This is a genomic window from Desulfonatronovibrio magnus, from assembly GCF_000934755.1.
In the GTDB taxonomy this organism is placed as follows: Bacteria; Desulfobacterota; Desulfovibrionia; order Desulfovibrionales; family Desulfonatronovibrionaceae; genus Desulfonatronovibrio; species Desulfonatronovibrio magnus.
Genome location: NZ_JYNP01000049.1, coordinates 20,738 through 44,735 on the forward strand (window position 1 = coordinate 20,738; position 23,998 = coordinate 44,735).

A 23,998-nucleotide genomic window follows, 5' to 3' on the forward strand; every position below is an offset into this window, starting at 1 on the left:
GATGTAAATTATTCGCAGCTTTAATCCCGGGACTGCATGGATGTACCAAACAAAAAAGGGAGTATGTATGATCACAAAAAATATTGGTTTAGCCTTAGGTGGAGGAGCGGCCAGAGGCTGGGCGCACATTGGTGTCATGGAAGCTCTGCAGGAGTGCAAGGTTCAGGCTTCATGTGTGGCAGGAACCAGTATCGGAGCTCTGGTTGGCTCTGTATACGCAGCTGGTGGTATCAATGAGTTCAAGCAATCAGTCCTCAATCTGGACCGCAAGAAGGTTTTGTCCATGCTGGATGTGGTTTTTCCCAAGTGCGGACTGCTTGATGGAAAAAAAGTGACGGATTTTTTCGAGTCTTTTATAGCTGGAAAGTCTTTTGCTGACTTGCAGATTCCCTTTGGAGCCATGGCTACTGATTTACAGACCAGTGAAGAAATTTGGCTTTTGAGCGGTAATGTAGTTAAGGCTGTCAGAGCCAGCATAGCAGTGCCGGGTCTGTTCACTCCGGTAATGATCAATGATCGGCTTATGGTTGACGGAGGGCTGGTCAATCCACTTCCGGTAAATATGGTCAGAGAAATGGGTGCGGAATTAGTTATTGCCGTTGATCTCAATCATTATGCTGCCATGCGTTCAAGCGTGGTAGGTAAAAAAACTGAGTGCGCAATCAAGGAAGGGCAGCTGGAAGATGACGCCGGACAGACTGATTCTTTAGACACGGAAAAAAAGGAGTCTGCAGAAAGTCAGGGAAAAAACAGTTTTTTTCCCGGAATTATGGAACACTTGGATCGCATGGAACTATCCTGGTTTGACTCATTTAAAAACTGGCGAAACAAGCCAGCAGGGCCCAATATTTTTGATATTATCTTCGCTTCTACTCTTGTTATGGAAAAGACCATCACTAATCTCCGGCTGCATGATGAACCGGCTGATATTCTGGTACGCCCTGAACTTGGAGAAATAAGATTTATGGATTTTCACAGGGCTGATGAGAGCATCCGGGAAGGATTTGATGCCTGCCTTGCAGCTCTCATCAGCAGTGAAGAAGCTATGGATAGCCTGGAAATAACCAAAAAAGAAGCTCAAAGGCTAAAAGGTCTTATTTCCTTCCAGGGTTGAGTTGTCTTCAATCTGGACCTGTTTGCCAGTAGTATTCTTCAGGGTTACATGTCCTTTTAAGGTTACGTTCCGACCGAAAGAAAAGTCACCTTCGACCTTGAGGTATTCACATTCAATCAGAGATGGTGCGCCATGGGAAAACCTTTTTTCAAACTGGTCAATTTTTTTGTAGTAACTGGAATCCAGTTGCACATCTGGTGTGGGGCCTTTACGTTGGGGATTGGGTATAATGGTGTTCATTTCAGACAGAATGAAGCAGTCGGACATGACTGTTAGCAGATCTCCAGTGGTCTTTACCGGAGCAAAACGGTCTCTTGGAACATTAAGGGCTCCAGCATGATCAAATGCTGAAATGGCAGAGCCCATGGCTGTTTCAAGTTGATAAACACTTGGCGAATCAGAGTTTCTCGGGTCCAGTGTTTTGGTATTGATGATAAGATCGAGAGGGACCATTCTATGACGCAGAAAAACCTTTTCTAAGGCTTCGAGGTTCAGCCAGATGGAATTGGTGTTAAAGAATGAATATTTGTTTATGTCCATAAATTCATCAAGTTCATTTTCCGGGCATTGTGCGATTTCCCTCAAAGCCAGGCGGTTATTTTTCAGCAGACGGCATAAGTGGCCTCCTTTGCGGTCAGAAACTGTCCTGGCGGTTACTTCCATGAGAAAGGTGAATTCCTGTGACTTGACGTATCCCAGTATCTGTTCATTCATGGTAGCACCGAGGTTGTCGGAATTGGAAATAAAGGCGTACTTATAACCTTTGTCCAAAAGGTTTTTCAGAATGCCTGAGGTAATCAAGGCAGTGTAAATATCGCCATGTCCTGGAGGATTCCATTCCAGCTCTGGATTGTCCGGCCATTTGGCAGGTGCATTTTCATCCACGAGAATCTTGGGGTATTTATGTTGCAAAAAGGCCATGGGAAGGTGATAGGGGTTTTCAAGGTCCTTGATATGAAGCATGGTATCCATGTGCGTCCGAAAACTGTTCATGAAAAGCAGTGGTATGGCGGTATTGTATTTTTCCCGTAGCACCCTGATCTGATCCTGAATAAGCTCGAGGAAAGACTTGCCGTCCCTGACTTTTATCAGAGACTTGGCATTTTCCATGCCCATGCTGGTTCCCAGGCCGCCATTAAGTTTTATGACCACCAGTTCGGATATTGCTTCTGCCGCGGCCTCCCTGTACTCTGATATACTGCTTAGGTCCTGAAGTTCTGACTCTTCTACCGGGAGAATCTCTTTTTTGTTAAGTTTTCCCTGGCTGCCGTAAAGCATTTGGGAAAAATAGCATTTAAACAGATTTATCACTATGGGAGGAAGTGATTGTTCTTCCATTTTCAGGGCGAATGGTCTGAAAATCTGCATAAGTTCCGGGTCAGTGTTGGAAATACACGACAGATGCTTATTATCCATATCTTACTCCTTTTTTTATTGTAATAGTTTAGCACTTTGCGTATGGCATGGGGACTGGCTCTTCCGGGACTTACCTGCCTGAAAATGACACGTTTAAAACTTCGGTTGATGCTCAAGCAGGGTCCGGACTGCCTGTCCCCTGCTTTCCATAAAAAAGGGTAAACTACTACTTTTATTTACAATTTTCAGGAGGATTGCTGAGCATGGCCATGGGTTGTCCTGTGCTGGCCATAACTGATCCCCAGTAGTTTGAATTGGTGTTCAAGGTTCTTCTTTTCTGGGTTGCCAGGGACAGGGGCAGATAAATGAACCTGTCCTGCAGCATGCTGACCAGCATGTCGGTTTTACCGGACATGCCGGCGTGCACAGCGTGCTGACCAAGAAATCCACAATAAACCCGATCATTGGAATTAGCCGGTATGGATCTGATGATATAGCTCGGATCAATGAACTTTAAGGTAATTTCAATATCTTTGGCTTTAAAATATTTATCAATTTCCTTTCTTAAAATCGAGCAGATGTCACCGAGAATGATATTGCCGGAAGGATCTGATCCTTTACGCTCAAAAAGTTCCTGTCCTGCTCCTTCAGCTACAACGATGACCGCATGCCCTCTGTCCTTGAGCCTCTTTTCCAGGTGAACCAGAAGACCGTTTTCTCCATGAAGCTCAAAAGGGGATTCAGGTATGAGGACAAAGTTAACCTCTTTGAGGGCAATGGTTGCCTGAGCAGCGATAAAGCCGGATTCCCGGCCCATCAGTTTAACCATGCCTATTCCGTTGGGAGCACCCAGAGCTTCAGTATGCGCACAGCGAATGGCCTCGGTGGCTTTTTCCACTGCAGTGTCAAATCCAAAAGTTCTTGATACAAAGTTGACGTCATTGTCTATTGTTTTAGGAACTCCAATGATGGACATTTTGTTGTTACGTTTGGCCACTTCCCTTGAGATAATCTGAGCTGCCCTCATGGTGCCATCGCCGCCAATCATAAATAATATGCTGATGTTCATTCTTTCCATGGCATCCACAATATCTTCGGGAGGCTGTGGACCTCTGGAAGAAGCCAGGATGGTGCCTCCGAACTCATGTATCTGGGTTACGCTGTCCGGAGTTAACTCCAGAACGGGATGACCATATTTGGGAATAAAGCCCTGAAGCCCATACATTATACCCAGAACAGAAGGGACATTGTAATTGTGGTAGGCTTCCATGACAATCGCTCTGATGACGTCATTTATGCCGGGGCAGAGACCTCCGCAAGTGACTATAGCGCATTTGGTTTTGGAGGGATCAAAATAAAGGTTTTTTCTGGGTCCAGCCTCTTCAAATTTAAGATTAAGGTCGCCGTTTTGTTCTTCACCCAGCATTTCCGGGTTGATATTCATGGAGATTTGTTTGTTATCCTCCACTATGCGGCAGAAGGGAAGGTGGGTTTCAATTTTTGCTGGTCCTACAGTTTTTATGGAAGTATCGAATTTCTGGGTCATGCAAGTTATCCTGAAAGTAGTTAGTGGTTAAAAAATATATTATCCGGTTATCTGTCTTTAGTGGCATCTGATAAATGTGCCGGATTTCACGCTCATTCGGTTGCGTCCCTTACCACCGGTGTGAGGGGTCGGCCCCCGGTCCGCCCGGATGGGACGATTCTATGTCACTGCTCATTTTCCATTTAGGATATTATAAACGTGAAGTTTGTCAATGGTCTGATTATATCAGTGTAGCGCAGGATGAAGATCAGCGCTTATCAGTTCAACAAGCCCGACTCAGAAAGATGTTGACAGAACAGGGTGAAAATTTAGAAGAAAGTCGCCTCAAGGGACAGATCCCATAAAAGCGCTTCACTCGGGTGGGGCGGCACCGAATATGCGAGTAGTTTATATTTCTCGTTCCCAGGCTCCAGCCAGGGGGCGTTTTGTTATTGCGGCTTCAGCCGTTTCTTCAAAATGAGGCTGGAGCCGCAAAAAAAGAGGTGTTCTTAGACTGGACCCAGGGAAAAAGAGTAAAAGGTCAGCTTTTCCTGTAAGCCTGACAAAAAAATATGGAGGTAGTGTCATGAGTGATAAACATAATCCATGGGCTGAAATAAAGACAATGCGTGAGGAAATGGATAAAATCATGAATGAGTCTTTCAACCGGAAAAATCAACAAGGTCTGGGGCAGGACAAATTGTCATTATGGCAGCCTGCGGCTGACATGTATGAAAATACAACTCAGATAGTCATTGAACTTGAATTGCCCGGGGTGACTCGTGAAAACATTAATCTGGAGGTTCAGGGTGAACAACTGGTTGTTTACGGAGAGAAAAGGATGGAGAAAGATGCCTCTTCAACCGGGTATCAGTTTCTGGAAAGATCTTACGGCCCTTTCAGCCGGGTTTTTGTTCTGCCGGAATATGCTGATACATCTAATGTTAAGGCCATATTTTCCCAGGGGATTCTAAGTGTTACCATTGCCAAAACCGGAAAGCGCAACAGAACATTACGCATAGATATTGAATGAGGTCAGGGGTCAGGGGTCAGAGGGCAGATGTCAGATGTCAGAAGTTAGAGGTCAGGGGTGCCTTAGTAGCTTACCGTTTCAATCCAGTAGAAAAAAAAAGAAATTTATTTAATCTTGAAAGAGCAATGATGCCCAAGATCCATATTCTTCACCCTTCAACCTTCAGTCTTCACCCTTCACCCTTCAGCCTTCAGCCTTCACCCTTCAGTCTTCAGTCTTCAGCCTGAAGAGTAAGGTTATCGCCCAAACTTAACTATGCTTGTTTAAATTGGTTTGTGGGCACAGCCCGCATTAGTGCAGGGTTTCTTTGTAAATATTTTGTGAAAAAAAACTTTATTGGAGATAAAGCCTTGATATCACATATATAAATATAAATATTTCTTGTTATTTTTTTCTCAAATTGTCTTGACGATAAAAGACGGCTGATTTAAGAGAGGTTCATCTCAACGCATGTTGAAAGGTTTTTTGTCAGTTTATTCCGGTAAGATGAACAGTTATCAACAGCCTGCTTTGGATAGACCCAGGAAAAACTTCGAGCTTATTTTAAAATAATAATTTAACTCATAAATCAAAACTAATTAAAATGAAGATAGAAGATTTAATTAAAGAAAATAAAACTCAAATCATCAATTTGTGGCTTAAAAAATTCATTGATACTTATCCCAAGGAATCCGCCAGTTTTTTTCTTGGTGGAACAGCACAGTTTGCCAATCCTGTAGGACATACTTTTCGAATAAACCTGGAAAATATTTTTGACGAATTTCTGTCTGATGCTGATGAGGACAGGATGAAGAAATATGTAGATGCTGTGGTTCGCATCAGGGCTGTGCAAGGTTTCACTCCCTCAGAGGCCCTTTGCTTTGTTCCTATGTTCAAGGAATCAATCTGGGAAACCTGCGGCAAACAGTTCAGTCAAAAAAGTCAGCTTGAAGAATGGATAGATTTTCTCGGACGTCTGGAATATCTGAACAATATGGCATTTGATATATATATGTCATGCAGGGAGCTTCTCTGGAAGCACAAGGCGGAGTTTATGAACTCCAGGACTCATAAGCTCTTGGAGCGAGCAAATCTTCTTGAAAAAGCCGTTGAATAATTTTTAGATAATGTTCAATCTTTAAGTGAGGTAGCAGCACATGAAAGCGATTTATTCAATGTTTCTGGTCTTCGCCCTGATCCTACTGGCCATGATAGGCGCTGGAGCTATGGGTATGGAATACCTTTTTGGGGTGATAATTCCATATCTGGCCGTTGTGGTTTTTATTGTAGGGTTTGCGGCAAAGGTGGTGGGCTGGGGAAAGGCGGCAGTGCCATTCAACATAACCACTACCTGTGGGCAGGGCAAGTCATTGCCCTGGATTAAAGAGAACAAAATTGAAAATCCATCCAGTACAGGCGGCGTTATTGCCCGGATGTTTTTTGAGATTTTTCTTTTTCGTTCTCTTTTTCGCAACTCCAAGGTCGAGCTTCATGACGGCCAAAGAGTAGCATACTCCTCGAGCAAGTGGCTCTGGCTGTTTGCGATTCTTTTTCATTACACATTTTTGGTGATCTTTCTCAGGCACATGAGGTTTTTCACTGAGCCGGTACCATTTCCCTTTGAAATGCTGGATAAAATGGACAGCATGCTTCAGATAGGAGCGCCAGCACTATATCTTTCCAGTGTTGTTGCAATCGCAGCACTGAGTTATCTCCTGCTGAGAAGGCTTTTTGTACCTTCTGTGCGCTATATTTCGCAACCGGCTGATTATTTTCCCCTTTTTCTGATTCTTTCAGTACTGGTGTCCGGCATTATGATGCGTTATTTTGTCAAGACGGATATCATGGCAGTCAAAGAGCTCACAATGGGGCTGGTTACATTCAGGCCAGTGGTGCCTGAAGGTGTGGGAAGCATATTCTATGTCCATCTGTTTCTGGTATCAGTGCTCCTTTTCTACTTCCCCATGAGCAAACTGATGCATATGGGCGGAGTATTTCTCAGCCCTACCAGGAATATGCCTGCCAACACAAGAGAAGTGAGGCATGTCAACCCATGGAACTATCCGGTCAAGGTTCACACTTATGAAGCTTACGAAGATGAGTTCAGAGAAAAGATGGTGGAGGCTGATCTGCCTGTGGTGAAGCCCTTGGAAGAGACTGTGGAAAACGCTGAAAATAAGGAGTAAATAATAATGGCCATAGAAAAACCGGATGTACTGTTTAAGAACATCTCTCACAGACCTCCGCAAGGGGACTGGATGGATGTGCAGTCCAAAATTAAGCCTGGCAGATACTGCTATGCTGGAGATCCTGAAGCTCTTGAATATGTCGGATTGCCCAATCCCAGAAAATGGAACCCTTTGGATGATGACTGGAAATTGCCTGAGAATTGGCAGGAAATCGTAATAGGCGGGCTTAAAGAACGTCTGGACCGTTTTCGGTCATTCAAAATTTTTATGGATGTATGTGTGCGTTGCGGGGCCTGTGCTGACAAATGTCATTTTTTTATAGGATCCGGTGATCCAAAAAATATGCCTGTTCTCAGAGCGGAACTGCTTAGATCGATTTACCGTGGTGAGATCACCAAGGCAGGGAAAATTCTGGGTCGCTTCGCCGGAGGCAGAAAACTTACCGAAGAGGTGCTTAAGGAAATCTGGTACTACTATTATCAGTGTACTGAGTGTCGCCGCTGTTCCGTGTTTTGCCCTTACGGCATTGACCAGGCTGAAATAACCATCATAGGTCGAGAGCTTCTCAACCTTATCGGGCTTAATATTGACTGGATAGCCAAACCCGTTGCCAACTGCTACCGCACCGGAAATCATCTTGGCATCCAGCCTCATGCTTTTAAGGACATGATAGACTTTTTCTGTGACGATATCGAGGAAGTCTGCGGCATCAGACCTGAACCTACCTTTAACAAAGTAGGCGCTGACATTTTGTTTGTCACACCTTCCGGAGATGTATTTGCTGATCCGGGCACTTACACCTGCATGGGATACCTGATGCTTTTTCACTATCTCAAGGAAGAGTACGGGTTAGATGTAACCTGGAGTACGTATGCTTCTGAAGGTGGTAATTTCGGATTTTTTACTTCTCACGAAATGATGAAACGGCTGAACGCCAAAATGTACATGGAGGCCAAACGCCTTGGAGTTAAGTGGATTCTGGGCGGTGAGTGCGGACATATGTGGCGGGTTATCCATCAGTATATGGACACCATGAATGGCCCTGCAGACTTTCTGGAAACTCCTGTGTCACCCATAACCGGCACCAAGTTTCAAAGTGCCGCATCAACCAAGATGGTGCATATTGTGGAGTTTACAGCTGATCTGATTAAAAATGGCAAGCTGAATCTGGATAAGTCCCGCAATGCCAACATCAAGGCAACCTTCCACGACTCCTGCAACACTTCCAGAGGTATGGGCTTTTTTGAAGAACCGAGATACATCATTAAAAATGTTCTGGATAACTTTTATGAAATGCCGGAAGGAACTACGAAAGAGCAGACTTTCTGCTGTGGAGGCGGTTCTGGATTGAATGCCGGTGAAAATGAAGAGATCAGGATGATGGGTGGACTGCCGAGAGCCAATGCTGTTAAGTTTGTTCATGATCGTCATGACGTGAACATGCTCAGCTGTATCTGTGCCATCGACCGTGCTACCCTTACTCAATCTGTGAATTACTGGGTTCCCGGGGTTGAAGTTTGTGGTTTGCATGAGCTTGTGGGCAATGCTCTGGTCCTTCCTGGTGAGTCTGAAAGAGAGACAGACCTGAGAGCAGAACCTCTTCCGGGTAAGGAGGAAGAATAATGTATCATTCCAATAAGATAATACCGGGCTTAGTTATTTTTTTCCTGGCAATGACTTTTCCATTCTGGTTTAATATAGGCAGCGAAGCCTACTCAACTCCAGAACTGGTATTGCCGGAAGACCATGAGCACTGTGTAGAGGCTGTTGAGTTCATGCGGGCGGAGCATATGACAATGCTCAATGAATGGCGTGATGCTTATGTCCGAGACGGTTACGGCGAATATCAGAGCATGCTGACCGGGGAAATGTATGCCATGAGTCTGACCAAGACCTGTATGAACTGCCATAATAATAAGGGTGATTTCTGTGATCGATGCCATGATTCAGTATCGGTTGATCCTTATTGTTGGGATTGTCATATAGAGCCAGAGGGGGTTGAGTAAATGAAAAGCAGTAGAAGAAAATTTATAGCAATGGCCGGCTTTGCCGCCCTTGGCTGGAGTGTTTGTCCTTCTCTAACCAGGGCTGCCACAGAAGCCGGGCCCAAGCTGTATTTTAAAGAAGAGGGCAGTCTGGAAGCTTCTCAGTGGGCAATGGCCATTGATACCAAGAAGCTTGACAGACAAATCATGAATAAGTGTATTGAAGCTTGTCATACCCTTCATAACGTTCCTGACATTGACTCAGACCAGAACATCAAGTGGATCTGGATTGAGCCTTTCAGGAATCTGTTCTATGATCAGTCCCATCCCAACCTTAAAAACAAGGCTAATCAGCCCTTTCTAACCTTGTGCAATCATTGTGACAATCCACCCTGCGTACGGGTTTGTCCCACAAGAGCTACTTTCAGAAGGCCTGACGGCATAGTGCTTATGGACTTTCATCGCTGCATAGGATGTCGCTTCTGTATGGCTGGATGTCCTTACGGGTCAAGAAGCTTCAACTTTTATGATCCAAGGATATATCTTGAAAATCTTTCTCATGAGTATCCTACAAGATCCAAGGGTGTAGTGGAAAAGTGTGAATTTTGCGCCCACAGGTTAGACAAGGGGCAAATGCCAGCCTGCGTAGAAGCTTCTGAAGGAGCTCTGCTTTTCGGCGACCTCAATGATTCCAACTCAGATGTGAGAAAAGCCCTCAGAGAGAGGTATTCTCTGGTCCGCAAACCCAAACTGGGCACTGGTCCAAAAGTTTATTATCTAATATAAGGGGTGTACGATGCTCGAAAAAGCAATAAAAGGAAATATACTATACTGGGGCTGGATATTCTTTCTGCTGGCCATCATTGGAGTAGGAGCCGGTGCCTACCTGATGCAGCTTGAGCATGGGCTGGGCATTACAGGCCTTAACAGAGATGTATCCTGGGGGTTTTATATTGCCCAGTTTACCTTTCTCGTTGGAGTTGCTGCATCTGCGGTAATGATGGTTATTCCAAAATATCTACACAATTTCAAGGCATTTGGAAGGATGCTCATTCTTGGTGAGTTCCTGGCCATAGCAGCGGTCAGCATGTGTCTTATGTTCATCATAGTTGACCTTGGCCAGCCTGCCAGGCTTATGAACGTTATACTTCATCCTTCACCCAACTCCATACTGTTCTGGGATATGATCGTCCTTAATGGCTATCTATTTCTCAATCTGCTCATCGGTTGGGTTACTCTTCAATCCGAGCGTAAGCAGGTGGCTCCTCCGCGCTGGATAATGCCGTTTATTTACCTCTCCATACCCTGGGCGGTCAGTATTCATACAGTAACAGCGTTCCTGTATGCTGGTCTTCCCGGCCGTGATTTCTGGCTGACCGCTGTCATGGCTCCATCATTTCTGGCATCAGCTTTTGCTGCTGGACCTGCTCTTCTGATTCTGCTGGGGCTTATAGTCAAGGCCTTTGCCAAGTGGGATCCAGGCAAGGAGTCCATTCAAGCCCTTGCCAAGATCGTGGTTTACGCCATGTCCGTGCACCTGTTTATAGTGCTCTGTAAAGTGTTTACCGCTGCGTACAGCCAGATTCCTGACAAGCTTTACCACTACAAGTTTCTGTATTTTGGGCTTGATGGCCATACCACTCTGGCAACATTCAGCTGGGTGGCCATATTTGCAGGGATTGTCGCAGTGATTATACTCCTTAATCCCAAAAACAGGCAGGCGGAAAATGTTCTGGCCTTTTCATGTATTCTAATACTTATGAGTACCTGGATTGATAAGGGCCTTGGTCTAATTTCTGCTGGATTCATACCCAACCCCATGAAGGAAGTAGTCATTTATACTCCCACACAGCCGGAATTGCTGATAACTCTGGCCATATGGGCTAAAGGGTTCTTGATCCTGACCATCCTGTATAAAGTTGCCATTGGGGTCAAAAAAGAGATTGAGGTTTAATAATAGTCTAAGCTTAAATGTCATGTAACAGTTTAGCCATTGGCATGTGGCATAGGGACTGGCTCTCTCAACCTTTGCTTTATTGAGACTGTTATTTTCGTCAGCGAAAAACAGGTTGGGTGGCCAGTCTCCTGCTTTCCTTAAATGCGCTGAACAGATACCCATATAGAGATGAAAGACTTTGCTCAGCAAGTCACATCATGTGTTTTTACAGGTAACGGACCGCTATGCCGGTCCGTTACCATTTATTTCTGCGGTTTCTGAACTCACTGCCTTCCCCGGGATAAACCCTTTTATCGCCATCTGAAGTAGGTGATGCTTCAGGAAATGCATTGTTGACTGGCTGAGGTCCCTGCATGGCACGATATGTTGGTTTCAGGTCGAGCATTTTAGGGTTTTGATGTAAATCCAGGTCAGAATCAGGTATAGTCCAGGAAAATTCGATGGCAATGTTGTTGGGATCAAATGAGTATACTGAATAGATAAAACCATGATCCATAACCTCTGAGACCCAGATTTCGGCTGCACTGAGGCGGTCGTATATTTCCCATAGATCATCTTTTTGTTCTACTTCAAGGGCAAGATGGTCAAAGGCAAACGGACCTTTAACCGGAACTCCGTGATCTTTTTCAGGTATCGGTTCAACCTGGTTCCACTCAAAAAAAAGAAGCATGTTGAGATGACCGGCCTCGAAAAAGTATTGCCGATACCCCGGTTTTCCAAGTCCGGCAATAAGCCTGAGACCGATTAAATCTCTCCAGAACAAAATTGTTTGATCCATATTGCTGGTTACCAGTGCAATATGATTTATTCCTTTGATTTTCATGATGATGGTCCTTTTTGTTTTTTTAAAATGTAACTGGACAGTCAAAAGTTTTTTTGTAATCGTTTCTTTTTTTCAGATGCTTTCAGTTTGAGTGTGAAGTAGCTCCCTGTTTTCCTGAAATATCTGATCCGGTATTATTACATAAGGTTTTGAATTTTCATGTCTTTAAAATTGTTGAAAATCCGGCTTGACATTGAATTGTAATTTTGACTAAGTCGCATTTACTTTTGGTTTGCAGATTTTTTCTCAGCCTAATTTAATTTTGGAGGTGTTATTATGGGTTGGCAAGTCACAGTTGATACAGATAAGTGTAACGGCGACGGCGAATGTGTTGATGTTTGCCCGGTTGAAGTTTTTGAACTCAACGACGGAAAGGCAGATCCAGTTAATATGGAAGAATGCCTTGGCTGTGAGTCATGTGTTGAGGTCTGTGAGACCGAGGCCATCACAGTAATTGAAGTCTAACTTGACTTTCCGGGGAGGCCTTCAAGCCTCCCCCTTTTTTCCCACAAGCTATGCCGCAGTAATGAATTTATCTATACACGGCTACCAATCCTATGATTTTGCACAAATCCTTAAGCCAGTCAACAGTATGGCCTTTCTGCAGCATAAAATATCCAGTCAGCTGACTAACTTACAGATGCAGTTCATGCGCAACCAGGAACCGCCTTAAACATGTCTGATATTGCAAAATCCTGATGATGTCTGAAGTGATCATTCATTTGTTCACGTTCAGTTATTGCTATAGTGTTAACAACAAACCTTTCCCGCAGGAGGAAGTTGATGGACCTTGGAACTGATCTGTCAAGATATTTCAAAGCTTATGAAGATCTGCAAAAAAGAACTGATGATCTTTTTTTGCAGATGAAAAAAAATTTTTCCGCAGAAGTTCAGTGTGATAACGGCTGTACAGAGTGCTGTTATGCCCTGTTTGACCTGCCCTTAGTTGAAGCCCTTTATCTTAACAGCAGGTTTCAGGATGTTGAGTCAAGCGTCAGGCACCAGATTCTCATTGAGGCTGATAAGGCAGATCGAAAGCTGCACAAGATCAAAAAGAAACTGGCTCAATATCACCATGATGGGGCTGATGCCAGAGATGTTTTATTGAAAGCATCCAAAGAAAAAGTGCAGTGCCCTTTGTTATTTGATGGTCGATGTGCTATGTATCAGCATCGTCCAGTTACCTGCCGACTTTATGGCATTCCATTGAATACTGAATACGGAGTGGCAGCATGTGCCCTTTCCGGTTTTACTCAAGGTAAGCAATATCCGACTGTACACATGCAGAAACTTTATCAGGAGCTTATGGCCTTGAGTGAAGAAATTGCAGTCTCCATCAACTCAAGATATTCGCAGTTGCATACCATGCTGGTTCCAGTTTCCATGTGCCTGTTGACTGAGTACACAAAACGATATCTTGGAGTAAAAGAAAAGCCTGAAAAGCCTGACAATAATGCTCCTACCAAGGAGTGGGTACTGGGCCCCAGGGAGGACTAATTTATGAGTAATATCATTCATCAGGAACAAACTCAGGACAGCCAGAAAGCTGCCATTTATGAGTCATTATCGCCAAGAAGAAAGAAATTTATAGACCGCATCGGCTTTGATAAATGGGATCCTTTTCAGGAACCCAAAAATCCTATTGAAATCAGAACCGATACCACAAGAAGGACCAGTAAGCAGCTTATGCAGAAATTTTTGCATGACTGTCCACCGGACGAATATAGCAATGCCTATGGCAGAGGCGTATTGGAGATGTGTCTGGGAATCATTAATGGTGATGACAAATCCAGAGCCATGTATGAATTTTCTTTATGGTACAAAGAGCTGTTGAAGAAGGAAAATAAGGAATTTAAAAGCGGCGTATAGGGTCAGGGGGCGGAGGTCAGAAGTCAGAGGTCAGAGATCAGGGGGCATAACGTATAGAGGAAAATAATTTTCAGTTATTTGTCGATTTTGTCCCAGCCTCCAGTATGGTACTTACAAAATAAACAAAAATTATACAACTTAGGGGATATAATGAGCAATGTTTCAACTGAACAACAGATTAAAGAGTTGGAAGAAAGGCTGGAGCAGAATCCAGACTGCGGTATAACTCATTACAATCTTGGAGTGAACTACCTGGCCACTCGAGATTTTGAAAAGGCCAGGGAATTTTTTAGAGAAGCTATCCGCAAGAATCCGGACATTGCAGAGGCATATGTGCAGCTTGGAGGAATTGCCATGAATGAAGGAGATCTTGATGGCTGCTTCAGTTACAATCAAATGGCCAGCAAAGTCAGACATCGTTTTGCTGTGCCTCATGGCAATATGGGATTTGTGCATTTACAGCGTAACGACGTGGATAAGGCTATTGGGTCACTTAAACGGGCCATTTCATTTGACCCCAAGTTTGTCCAGGCTCATGCCACTTTGGGCAGTGCCTATCTTATGCAGGGAGATGTAGACGGCTGTATAGCGCAGAGTAAAAAGGCAATTGAGCTTGAACCCAGGTTCGGACCAGCTTATAATAATATGGGGCTGGCGTACATGGAAAAGGGGGATTATCAGCAGGCCAGAGAAAGTTTCAATAAGGCTTCTGAAACAGGTTATGAGGTTGCCCCGGAAGTTCTGGAGGAGCTTGAAAAACTGATGTCATCATAAGATTTCTTCGCGGCATGGTGCCAGTTGAAAAATTTATTCAGGAAAATTATATTGACAACGGTTTATCTTTGTGTGAAAAATCACAAGAGCCGGATCAAGTACAAGTGTTAAGCGAGTTGTGAAGTCGTCAGATTTATTTTTTAAGTGGGACGACTTTTTATTCATAAGGTTATAACCATAATTCAAGGAGGATTTTCAATGCCTAAACATGAAACCCCTTTGCTGGATCAGCTTGAAAGCGGTCCATGGCCAAGTTTTGTGTCTGATTTGAAAAGGCAGTCAGAGGCAAGGCACGCCAAGAAGAATGAGATCGAGTATCAGATCCCTGAAGATGTTGTTGACGATCTGCTTGGCGTACTGGAGCTTTCATACAAAGAAGGCGAAGTACACTGGAAGCACGGCGGTATCGTTGGTGTATTCGGTTACGGTGGTGGAGTTATCGGCAGGTATTGTGACCAGCCTGAGCAATTCCCCGGTGTAGCTCACTTTCACACCATGCGTGTCAACCAGCCTGCAGCCAAGTACTACAAGACTGACTTTCTGCGCAGTCTCTGTGATCTCTGGGATTTCCGCGGAAGCGGTCTGACCAACATGCACGGCTCAACTGGTGACATCGTTTTTCTTGGAACCAGAACAGAGCAGTTGGAAGAGATCTTCTTCGAGTTGACCCACAACTTGAACACAGACCTTGGTGGTTCAGGATCAAACCTGCGTACCCCTGAGTGCTGTCTTGGCGAGTCCAGGTGTGAATGGGCCTGTTATGATTCCCAGGAACTTTGTTATCAGTTGACCATGGAATATCAGGATGAGCTGCACAGGCCTGCATTTCCTTACAAATTTAAGTTTAAATTTGATGCCTGCCCCAATGGATGTGTTGCTTCCATAGCACGTTCCGACCTTTCTTTTATTGGAACATGGCGCGATGAGATTCGTATTGATCAGGAAGCAGTTGCTGCTTATTCTGGTGGTGAAATTGCACCCAATGGCGGAGCCCATGCAGGCAAAGACTGGGGTAAGTTTGATCTTCAAAAAGAAGTTATTGACCTCTGTCCTACAGAATGTATGTGGATGGAAGATGGTAAGCTCAAAATCAATGACAAGGAATGTACACGCTGCATGCATTGCATCAATGTAATGCCCAGAGCGTTGCGCATTGGTAATGATCGCGGTCTGTCAATTCTTGTTGGCGCTAAGGCTCCGATTCTTGATGGTGCTCAGATGGGCTCACTGCTTGTTCCTTTTATCAAGGCTGAAGAACCTTACGATGAAATCAAAGAAGTCATCGAGAATATCTGGGATTGGTGGATGGAAGAAGGCAAGAACCGCGAGCGTATTGGTGAGACCATGAAAAGAATGGGCTTCCAGAGACTTCTGGAAGTTACCGGCATCAAGCCCATGCCCCAGCATGTACAGGAACCCAGGACCAACCCATACATCTTCTGGAAAGAAGAAGAGGTACCCGGCGGCTGGGATCGCGACATTGCAGACTACAGATCACGTCACCAGAAATAAGGGAGGTAAAAAATGGCTTTTATATCATCAGGATACAATCCAGACAAACCGATGGAAAACCGTATTTCCGACATCGGTCCAAGACATTATTCCGAGTTCTTGCCTCCTGTTATCAAAAATAACAAGGGCAAATGGCTCTGGCATGAAATTCTCGAACCAGGCGTGCTGATGCACAAGGCTGAAAGTGGGGATGAAGTTTATACTGTTCGTGTTGGATCTCCAAGACTTATAGGTACAGAAACCCTGCGTGAAGCACTTGAAATTGCAGACAAGCATTGCGACGGTTATCTTCGTTTCACCACCAGAAATAATATTGAATATATGGTGGACAGCAAGGATAAAGTGGCAGCTCTCAAGGAAGATCTGGCTTCACGTAAGCATGAAGGTGGAAGTTTTAAGTTTCCTGTTGGCGGAACTGGAGCTGGAGTTACAAATATAGTACATACACAGGGCTGGATTCATTGTCATACACCAGCTTCGGATGCTTCAGGAACAGTAAAGGTTGTACTGGATGATCTTTTTGAAGAGTTCCAGCAAATGAGGCTTCCAGCTCAGCTCAGGATTTCCATGGCCTGTTGTCTGAACATGTGCGGTGCGGTTCATTGCTCTGATATTGCCATTCTTGGCTATCACCGCAAGCCCCCCATCATTGACCATGAAAACTTAGAAAACCTTTGTGAAATTCCTCTGGCCGTAGCTTCCTGTCCTACAGCAGCCATCAGGCCTTCCAAGACTACCATAAAGGACCCCAAAACAGGCGAAGACAAAACCGTTAAAACTGTGGCCATTAAAAATGAAAGGTGCATGTTCTGCGGTAACTGCTACACCATGTGCCCTGCACTGCCATTGACAGACGGTGAAGGTGACGGACTTGTTATCATGGCTGGCGGTAAGGTTTCCAACCGTATCTCCAACCCCAAGTTCTCCAAAGTCGTTGTAGCCTTTATTCCGAACGAAACACCTCGCTGGCCTACATTGGCCAAGGTTGTTCGCCAGATCGTGGATGCCTATGCCAAGGGCGCGCGCAAGTACGAGCGTGTTGGTGACTGGGCAGAGCGCATTGGCTGGGAGCGTTTCTTTGAGGCATGTGATCTTGAATTTACACATCATCTTATTGACGACTTCCGTGATCCTGCTTACTATACCTGGAGACAAACAACGAACTTCAAGTTCTAATCGTCTTATTAACCAGTGTGGCGCCGTCAAATCCGGCGGCGCCTAAACCAAAGGATGGTGAATATGGATCAAGAAGCAGCTAAACAAGAAATTATTAATTTTTTGGATTCTAAAGAAAAGTCCAAGACAAAGTTTTATTTCAATGATTTTACCAAACTTTTCCCGGATATGAAGGCCAGGGAAGTTAAAAAGCTTTTGACAGCTCTGGTTCAGGAAGGCAAACTGGTCTTCTGGTCCAGCGGAAGCACCACAATGTACGGTAAAAAAGATGCCGGTAAAACAGCTGAAGGATAAATCCTTAGTCAGTTATACCTTACAATTCCAATGTGGAACATAAAACTGATAAATTAATTTTTCCGAGGATAACCCTGGCAGGCCTAAAGGGCGGGTCAGGTAAAACGATAGTATCATTAGGACTGTCCAGACTTTTTTTTCAAAAAGGTCTTAAGGTCAAGCCGTTCAAGAAGGGCCCAGATTATATTGACGCTAAATGGCTGTCTCTTGCAGCTGAAAACAGCGCTTCAAATCTGGACCCTTTTTTATTTCCAGTCTCCAAAGTCCAGTCACTTTTCTGGTCTTTTGCAAATTTTCATGACATAGCGGTTATAGAAGGCAATCGCGGCCTTTTTGATGGAAAGGATGTGCATGGATCTTATTCCACTGCCGAGCTGTGCAGAATTCTTCAGGCCCCGGTTGTGCTGGTTATTGATTGTACCAAGGTGACCCGTACCATGGCTGCAGTAGTCCTGGGCTGTAAACTCTTTGAAGAGGATTTGAATCTGGCAGGGGTTATCCTGAATCAGACAGCTGGACAAAGACACAGGACCATAATCCGCAATTCCATCGAGCAATATACAGATGTACCCGTATTGGGTGCTTTGCCCAAGATCAGGCATAACCCCATTCCTGAAAGACACATGGGGCTTATTTCCGACCAGGAACATGCAGATCTTGAAGATATTTTTCAGTCCATTTCCAAGCTTGTTGAAGACAATGTGGACACTGATAAGGTTCTTGAAATAGCCCGTCATGCCCCCTGTGCTGCTCCAGTACACGAAGAAACAAATAGTCTTCATAAGTTCCATAATCACGACAAGCCAACTATTGGTGTGGTCAGAGATAAGGCTCTCTGGTTTTATTATGAAGAAAATCTGGAAGCTCTCAGACAGAGCGGAGCTGGACTTATAGACCTGACCCTTCTTGATAAAAAAGACTGGCCTGAAATCCATGGTCTTTATCTCGGCGGAGGATTTCCTGAAACCATGGCACAAGCCTTAGATGAAAATACTATTCTCAAGAAAAGATTGAAAATTCTTTCTGCCAGGGGGCTTCCCATTTATGCTGAGTGCGGGGGCTTCATGTATCTTGCCGAAAGTCTTGAGTATGAAGACAGATGTTTTTCCATGGCAGGCATTCTTCCTGTGAGGACCAAGCTGTTTAAAAAGCCTCAGGGGCACGGTTATGTCCAGGCCAGAGTGGCCCGCAAAAATCCCTTCTATCCAGTAGGAGAGTTAATTACAGGACATGAGTTTCATTACTCCAGATGTCTTGAATTGCCGGATAATCTCAGTTTTTGCTTTGAGCTGGACAGGGGGGTTGGAATAGCTGATGGGTTAGATGGTATATGTTACAGAAATGTTCTGGCCGGTTATACACATATCCATGCGTTTGGTGCTGGCAAATGGGCAGAAAATTTTGTCAAAGCAGCCCTGATCTACAAAAATTCAGTGCTGAGTAATCAAGAGTCATGTCCGGATATTCATTGTCAATGATGCATCAAGTCATTATGCGTTTCTGAAAACTGTAAATTTTTGTTGTATCTCATAGCTATTTTGGCTTTAAAATCCGATTGTGACGGCTTGGCACAGGGACTGTCCCTGGCTTCGGGACTGTCCCCAGTTGATTTTTAAGAAACGCGTAATGCTCCCATGATACAGTTGCTCATTGTATCTGTTTTCTTTGTGAGTTGCACTCCAGAAAAGGACAAAATTCCAGGGCATGAGCAGTTATGCTGTTGTCGGTATTGTGCAGGATAAGCGGGGGAAGAAGGGTTAGCCCCGGGCCGGCGTTTTTGACTCCTTCCACAAGGATGATTCGTGAAGGCCTGTCTTCTCTTCCATAAACCGGCAATATTTTTTTTGGCTCAAGTCTGTTGTTCTTCATGCTGCAGAGCAATTCTTCCATCCTGTCAGATAAAAATACCACTCCGATTTTTGATCTGTTTTTCAAAAGATAGTTTGAGGCTTTGAAAAAGTCATTCAGTGTGCTTTGCGAACTGAAGGATGCCCCATTGCGGCCCTCATGGGCAGATAATCTGCCGGACCCAGTGCGGTAATAGGGCGGGTTGGTTAGAATCATGTCATAAGTATCAGGCCTGAAACCAGCTTGCGCCAGGTTTGCTGCATCAGCCTGCCTGAAATCAAACCTGTCTTCAATTCCCATAATTTTCGAGTTACTTACAGCAGTCTCAAGCATATCAGGGCTTTTGTCGATTCCTGTGAAAGTCAGGTCTGCCTCAGGATTTCTTAGAAATACTCCAAATCCAATAACCCCGCAGCCGCAACCTAAATCAGCTATAATGCTGTTTTTTCTAAGAGGAATAAAGCAGGACAGAAGTAAAGAGTCCACTGAAAACCTGTATCCCTGCCTGGGCTGGATAAGACCTCTTGGAAAGTTTACTGGGTTTTTCATCATATGAGAAGTAGGTCTAAGGTCTGAAGTCTGAAGTCCTAGGTCTAAAGTCCAAGGTCTGAAGTCCAAGGTCTGAAGTCTGTCTAAAGGTCTAAACCGTTACAAAGCCTGAGCTTTATGATTTTAGCCTATCTGCCCCAAAGGTGAAAAAGAATTCCTGTGGGCAGTTTAGGGTAAAAATAAGTTGATTTTCTGGGCATGACCTGGCCGACCTCACAAACTTTTTGAAGAATTTTCATGGGCACCGGCTGTAATAAAAAACCTGCCTGGGCTTTTGTGGATTGAACATCACTTATAACCTGATTTTGATCATGGGTGTAACTAAGGTAGTTTCCTGAAGCCAGTTCATGTTCGCTTAGCTGCATGGCCTGACGCAGAAAAAGTTTATCAAGGATATAGGCACCGATATGCTCAAAAGTGTCATGCGGTTGTTTATGGGGAGTAAAATGGAAAAAGCTCTTTTTTAGGCAAAGAGTAAAAGCATCAGGTCTGTTAATATCCTTTTGGCCAGCAGAGTCTGCTGGTGTGATCAAAAAGTGGTCCTTAGCTTTATCAATTAACTGCTCCCAGTCAAAATTACTCTGCCAGGAAAGGATCCTGTGGTACGGAAATATTTCCAGTCCAGGGGAGGAGATATTGCTTAAGTAAGTAAATACATAATTCCACGGGGCATCAATGCTCTGGGGCATGCTGTTCTTATAGTTCAGGGCGGTTTCATAACGGTGGTGTCCATCAGCGATAAAGACCCTGCGGTCCTGCAGCATACCAGTTAAGACAGCATTGTATCTGTCAGGAACGGACCAGACTCTGTTAAAAATACCCGGCTCCTGAAAAAATGACGCAGCAGGCTCTAAGGACAGGCATACTGTACCGATTTCTTCCATGGTCAGTGAAGGATCATCATAAATACCGAAAATGGGACTCAGTTGTCCCTGGGTAGTCTTCATAAGGTTAAGCCGGTCATTTTTGGCCTTGGGGTAAGTCTGTTCATGGGGAAAGACTTTTTTGTCCTCAAACGGGTGCACTTTCATGCCGCCAAATATGCCCCAGCGCATTTTGTTGCCGCTCTGGGCATACTCTGTAGCCATAATGTAAAAACCGGGTTTATCATCCTGTTTTATAAGCCCCTCACTGATCCACTGGCTCAATGTTTCAGCGCCCTTATTGTAAGTTGGTGGTGAATCTATATGCACAACATTATATTTATGATCTGCAAGGGCTTTGATATCAGCCTGGGATAAAACATCATAAGGAGGGGATATGACACCCTCGGATGATATTGCAGGATGACTCCAGCTATACTGATAAAAAGGTAATGGTTTGAATTCAGGCATATTATTTGTCTCTCAGGTTCATGATGATTTTCGATAAAAGATTTTCAGGATCATTATTGTTTCAGGTATTTGAAGTGCTCGGGCCAGCATAAAATAGGCCATGCCCCAGACAGGGATGCAGGCCACAGCAGCCCAGGAAGGCATAGATAAAAATTTTATGGACAAAAGTAAAACACAACTTGCTCCAGTCATTTTCAGGATGCTTCGCGTTTCAGTAAGCCATCTTCCAATTTTTTTGTTTAGAGCAAGGATAAGCAGAATTATATTGACCCATGAAGAAATACTGGCTGCCAGGGCCAGGCCTGTATGCTGTAGTTTCTGCATAAGTACAATGCTAAGTATAATGTTCACAATCAGGCTGACGACAGCTATTTTAACAGGAGTTTTAGTGTCTTCCAAGGCATAAAAAGCTGAGATCAAAGGTCTTACGCATGAGAAGGCAGGCAAGCCTGCAGCAAAACCCACCAGGGCCAGAGATGTGGCTTGAATTGCTGTTGGTCCAAACTCGCCCCTGCCGAATATTATTTCAATTAATGGATAGCTTAGTCCTATCAGGCCTGCTGTGGATGGCAGAGCAATAAAAAGTGTCAGATTTAATGAGGTGTTTAATGTTTTTTTAAAGTTTGTAATATCACCTTGTCCTGCGAGAGAGGAGAGAGAGGGCAGGGCAGCGGTACTTATAGCTACAGCAAATACGCCCAGAGGAAATTGAACAAGTCTGTCAGCATAATAAAGATAGGAGATGGATCCTGCAGCAAGAAAGGATGCCAGAATAGTGCCAATAAGTATATTGATCTGGTATACAGCTGCACCAAAAATTGTGGGCAGCATAAGCTTGCCTATTCTTGATATTCCCGGGTGCGAGAGAGAGTAGCTGCCTTTCCAGGAAAACCCCGCTTTTTTAAGAAAAGGGTACTGGAAAAACCATTGCAAAATACCTGAAAAGAAAACTCCAGCAGATAGAAACAAGGCTACTTCTCCTCCGCTTAAATAGGCTGAAAGGGCAAAAGCGATGAGAGTCAGGTTCATAATGGCCGGGGCCGCGGCAGGAGCAAAAAAGTGATTGAGCGAATTAAGTATGCCCATGCACAGGGCCACAGCTGAAATGAACAAAATGTAGGGGAAGCAGATGCGCACAAGAGTGACTGCAGCATCAAAAGTTTCAGGATCATTTTTGAATCCCGGAGCAATAAGGGCTGTCAGGGGAGCAGCAAAAATAATTGCCAGGAGGGTGATAATACCTACTATGATCAGCAGCCATAGCTGAACTGACCTTGCCAGAATAAAAGCTTCTTCCTGTCCGTGCAGGTCCCTGGTTTTGGTAAAGACGGGTATAAAGGCCATGGTTAAAGATCCTTCAGCAAAAAGACGGCGCAACAGGTTGGGCAGTCTGAAGGCTACAAAGAAAGCGTCAGCCATAGGGCCTGCGCCGAGAGCAAAAGCAATGATCAGATCCCTTATAAAGCCGAGAACCCTGCTGAGCAGGGTTGCACCTGCCACTACAGATGCTTTTCGGGCCAGAGATCCTGAGCTGTGTTTGTCCTGTTTAGAATTCAAGATGATCCTCAGCAGCTTTTCGCCCTCTTTTTTCATCCACCATGAGACTGATTAGAAAGGACAGGCTGAAAAAGATAATGCACAGCAGGACAGCTGAGCGCAAACCTACAAAAGATTGAAGTAAACCAAGGCTCAGGATGCCAAAAATGGCAGCGAGCTTAATGGTCATTCCCCAGAATCCAAAGAATTCCGCTCCCTTGCTGCCTGGAGTAAAAATACCCACAAGAGTTCTGGCGCAGGACTGAACAGATCCAAGTCCTGCACCGGCAAGGCAGCCCACAATGAGAAAAAAATGCTGGGGTTCAATTTCAGTATTAAAAAAGTTAGACAATAACCTGGCAATATCCGGAGTATAATAAATGAGGGTGATGGCAACAATCCACAGCAATAGTGTTATATTAAAAGTTTTTCGTGCTCCTGTTCTGGATTGGACAATCCCGAACATAACAGCTCCTGCAGCAGCTGTTACCTGAGTCAGCACAAACATAAGCATCTGAAATTTTGGCTCCCACTTGATTACCTGATCTCCGTAAATAAAGGTAAAGCTGATAATGATATAGAGACCTGCCATGGCAAAAAAAAGTGAAAGCAGAAACACAGCAAGATCTTTGAAACTGGTAAGATGTGACAGGGTGCTTCTGATCCTTGTGTAGCCTGTCTTGACATAACCCAACAGGGGTTGAGGAACAGTTTTATAAACTGGACCTTCTCTTAGCCACAGAAATGTAGGAACAGCACCAAGCATAAAAAATAGTCCGGCCAGAGGACCGGTCAGGCGTAAACTTTCAAAATTACTTTCCTCGATACCACCCAGACCCAGCAGCACCAGACCAGTTGCAAACAAACCTCCGATATAACCAAGGGCCCAGCCAAAACCGGATATTTTTCCGAGAGATCCAGGGGGCCCAAGTTGAGGCAGAAAGGAAGCAATAAAACCTTCTCCGAGGGAATAGGCCAGGTTGGATATGATCAGAAGACTCATGCCCAGTATGATCATGCCAGGTTCTACGAAATAGAGGCATGCTGTGCTCAGGATTGTTACAACATAACTCACAAAAAGAAATTTCTTTTTGGATCTGGAATGATCCATGATTGCTCCGCAGACTGGAGCCATAATTACCACC

23 protein-coding genes are annotated in these 23,998 nt (G+C 44.5%); 16 read left to right on the forward strand and 7 right to left on the reverse strand.

Features of this window, described 5'->3' with window-relative positions; translation table 11 throughout:
- Positions 1-67 precede the first annotated feature (67 nt).
- Entirely contained in the window at positions 68-1,114 is a 1,047-nt protein-coding gene (locus LZ23_RS06505; protein WP_052507162.1) for a patatin-like phospholipase family protein, read from the forward strand.
- On the opposite strand, the gene LZ23_RS06510 is transcribed toward LZ23_RS06505, so the two are convergent.
- Positions 1,085-2,530 (reverse strand): UTP--glucose-1-phosphate uridylyltransferase, encoded by a 1,446-nt coding sequence (locus tag LZ23_RS06510; protein ID WP_045212597.1) that lies wholly within the window; start codon positions 2,528-2,530, stop codon positions 1,085-1,087. The two genes, LZ23_RS06505 and LZ23_RS06510, sit on opposite strands and share 30 nt — an antisense overlap.
- A 172-nt stretch (positions 2,531-2,702) precedes the next feature.
- On the reverse strand, positions 2,703-4,016 hold the full coding sequence (locus LZ23_RS06515) for an ATP-dependent 6-phosphofructokinase (RefSeq protein ID WP_045212598.1): 1,314 nt from the start codon (positions 4,014-4,016) through the stop codon (positions 2,703-2,705).
- A 565-nt stretch (positions 4,017-4,581) separates the two neighbouring features.
- On the opposite strand from LZ23_RS06515, the gene LZ23_RS06530 reads away from it, so the two are divergent.
- From LZ23_RS06530 to dsrP, 7 genes are all read left to right on the forward strand, one after another.
- On the forward strand, positions 4,582-5,028 hold the full coding sequence (locus LZ23_RS06530; protein WP_052507163.1) for an Hsp20/alpha crystallin family protein: 447 nt from the start codon (positions 4,582-4,584) through the stop codon (positions 5,026-5,028).
- A 583-nt stretch (positions 5,029-5,611) separates the two neighbouring features.
- Positions 5,612-6,124, forward strand: coding sequence for an RsbRD N-terminal domain-containing protein (locus LZ23_RS06540; protein WP_045212605.1), 513 nt, complete (start codon positions 5,612-5,614; stop codon positions 6,122-6,124).
- 40 nt (positions 6,125-6,164) lie between these two features.
- Complete coding sequence (gene dsrM, locus LZ23_RS06545; RefSeq protein ID WP_045212606.1) at positions 6,165-7,193, forward strand: sulfate reduction electron transfer complex DsrMKJOP subunit DsrM; 1,029 nt, start codon at positions 6,165-6,167, stop codon at positions 7,191-7,193.
- Positions 7,194-7,199: 6 nt separating this feature from the next.
- On the forward strand, positions 7,200-8,819 hold the full coding sequence (gene dsrK, locus LZ23_RS06550; RefSeq protein WP_045212608.1) for a sulfate reduction electron transfer complex DsrMKJOP subunit DsrK: 1,620 nt from the start codon (positions 7,200-7,202) through the stop codon (positions 8,817-8,819).
- A complete protein-coding gene (gene dsrJ / locus LZ23_RS06555; RefSeq protein WP_045212610.1) occupies positions 8,819-9,202 on the forward strand; it encodes a sulfate reduction electron transfer complex DsrMKJOP subunit DsrJ in 384 nt (127 codons plus the stop codon). The genes dsrK and dsrJ overlap by 1 nt, the downstream gene beginning before the upstream one ends.
- On the forward strand, positions 9,203-9,967 hold the full coding sequence (dsrO, locus tag LZ23_RS06560) for a sulfate reduction electron transfer complex DsrMKJOP subunit DsrO (RefSeq protein ID WP_045212611.1): 765 nt from the start codon (positions 9,203-9,205) through the stop codon (positions 9,965-9,967).
- A 10-nt stretch (positions 9,968-9,977) separates the two neighbouring features.
- Entirely contained in the window at positions 9,978-11,135 is a 1,158-nt protein-coding gene (dsrP, locus tag LZ23_RS06565) for a sulfate reduction electron transfer complex DsrMKJOP subunit DsrP (protein ID WP_045212613.1), read from the forward strand.
- A gap of 238 nt (positions 11,136-11,373) precedes the next feature.
- On the opposite strand, the gene LZ23_RS06570 is transcribed toward dsrP, so the two are convergent.
- Positions 11,374-11,961: a VOC family protein gene (locus LZ23_RS06570; RefSeq protein ID WP_045212615.1), complete on the reverse strand. Its 588-nt coding sequence runs from the start codon at positions 11,959-11,961 to the stop codon at positions 11,374-11,376.
- 276 nt (positions 11,962-12,237) lie between these two features.
- Here LZ23_RS06570 and LZ23_RS06575 point away from each other — a divergent pair, with 276 nt between their 5' ends.
- From LZ23_RS06575 to LZ23_RS06615, 8 genes are all read left to right on the forward strand, one after another.
- Complete coding sequence (locus LZ23_RS06575) at positions 12,238-12,426, forward strand: ferredoxin (protein WP_028575099.1); 189 nt, start codon at positions 12,238-12,240, stop codon at positions 12,424-12,426.
- Between the two features lie 318 nt (positions 12,427-12,744).
- Entirely contained in the window at positions 12,745-13,458 is a 714-nt protein-coding gene (locus tag LZ23_RS06585) for a YkgJ family cysteine cluster protein (RefSeq protein WP_045212621.1), read from the forward strand.
- A 3-nt stretch (positions 13,459-13,461) separates the two neighbouring features.
- Positions 13,462-13,830 carry a hypothetical protein gene (locus tag LZ23_RS06590; RefSeq protein WP_045212623.1) on the forward strand — a complete coding sequence of 123 codons (369 nt, stop codon included), beginning with the start codon at positions 13,462-13,464 and terminating at the stop codon, positions 13,828-13,830.
- 150 nt (positions 13,831-13,980) lie between these two features.
- Complete coding sequence (locus tag LZ23_RS06595; RefSeq protein ID WP_045212624.1) at positions 13,981-14,604, forward strand: tetratricopeptide repeat protein; 624 nt, start codon at positions 13,981-13,983, stop codon at positions 14,602-14,604.
- Positions 14,605-14,802: 198 nt separating this feature from the next.
- A complete protein-coding gene (gene dsrA / locus LZ23_RS06600; protein WP_045212625.1) occupies positions 14,803-16,116 on the forward strand; it encodes a dissimilatory-type sulfite reductase subunit alpha in 1,314 nt (437 codons plus the stop codon).
- Between the two features lie 12 nt (positions 16,117-16,128).
- On the forward strand, positions 16,129-17,292 hold the full coding sequence (gene dsrB, locus LZ23_RS06605) for a dissimilatory-type sulfite reductase subunit beta (RefSeq protein WP_045212626.1): 1,164 nt from the start codon (positions 16,129-16,131) through the stop codon (positions 17,290-17,292).
- A 63-nt stretch (positions 17,293-17,355) separates the two neighbouring features.
- Positions 17,356-17,586 carry a dissimilatory sulfite reductase D family protein gene (locus tag LZ23_RS06610; RefSeq protein WP_198145922.1) on the forward strand — a complete coding sequence of 77 codons (231 nt, stop codon included), beginning with the start codon at positions 17,356-17,358 and terminating at the stop codon, positions 17,584-17,586.
- Between the two features lie 32 nt (positions 17,587-17,618).
- Positions 17,619-19,064 carry a cobyrinic acid a,c-diamide synthase CobB gene (locus LZ23_RS06615; protein ID WP_084590921.1) on the forward strand — a complete coding sequence of 482 codons (1,446 nt, stop codon included), beginning with the start codon at positions 17,619-17,621 and terminating at the stop codon, positions 19,062-19,064.
- A gap of 169 nt (positions 19,065-19,233) precedes the next feature.
- Here the strand turns inward: LZ23_RS06615 and LZ23_RS06620 are convergent, their stop codons facing one another.
- From LZ23_RS06620 to LZ23_RS06635, 4 genes are all read right to left on the reverse strand, one after another.
- Positions 19,234-19,986 (reverse strand): tRNA1(Val) (adenine(37)-N6)-methyltransferase, encoded by a 753-nt coding sequence (locus LZ23_RS06620; protein WP_045212627.1) that lies wholly within the window; start codon positions 19,984-19,986, stop codon positions 19,234-19,236.
- A 125-nt stretch (positions 19,987-20,111) separates the two neighbouring features.
- On the reverse strand, positions 20,112-21,317 hold the full coding sequence (locus LZ23_RS06625; protein WP_045212628.1) for a DUF1015 family protein: 1,206 nt from the start codon (positions 21,315-21,317) through the stop codon (positions 20,112-20,114).
- 18 nt (positions 21,318-21,335) lie between these two features.
- On the reverse strand, positions 21,336-22,874 hold the full coding sequence (murJ, locus tag LZ23_RS06630; protein ID WP_045212647.1) for a murein biosynthesis integral membrane protein MurJ: 1,539 nt from the start codon (positions 22,872-22,874) through the stop codon (positions 21,336-21,338).
- Positions 22,864-23,998 (reverse strand): MFS transporter (locus LZ23_RS06635; RefSeq protein ID WP_045212630.1); only part of this gene is annotated, 1,135 nt, incomplete at its 5' end. The genes murJ and LZ23_RS06635, both read right to left, overlap by 11 nt.